We start from the raw sequence: 228 nt of genomic DNA, 5'->3' as shown, positions 1-228 counted from the left end.
GCCGCGAACACCGTAACGGCCAGCGCAAAATAGAGATCAAACCACAGCGCCGAGGCCGACCAGAACGTCGCAAGCCCGACCGGCTTGTCCGGGGATTGAAAGAGATTGCCGGCAAATCCATACCAAAACGCCATCGCCAACGCAGTCCAAAGAATTGACGACGCAAAGAACAACTTTGGTCGAGGGAAGAATGAAACGAACATGCTCGCTGTCCTTTATCGACTTAGA

At 53.5% G+C, this 228-nt stretch carries 1 pseudogene; it reads right to left on the bottom strand.

Annotated elements, in window-relative coordinates:
- A pseudogene (locus AC0L2O_RS37705) lies at nucleotides 1-203 on the bottom strand (peptide transporter); the annotation flags it as partial.
- Nucleotides 204-228: the final 25 nt, after the last annotated feature.

The organism is Bradyrhizobium sp. Kon10 (assembly GCF_055807395.1).
The sequence above is the reverse complement of the archived record's forward strand: the minus strand, read 5'-3'. Positions and strand labels throughout refer to the sequence as shown.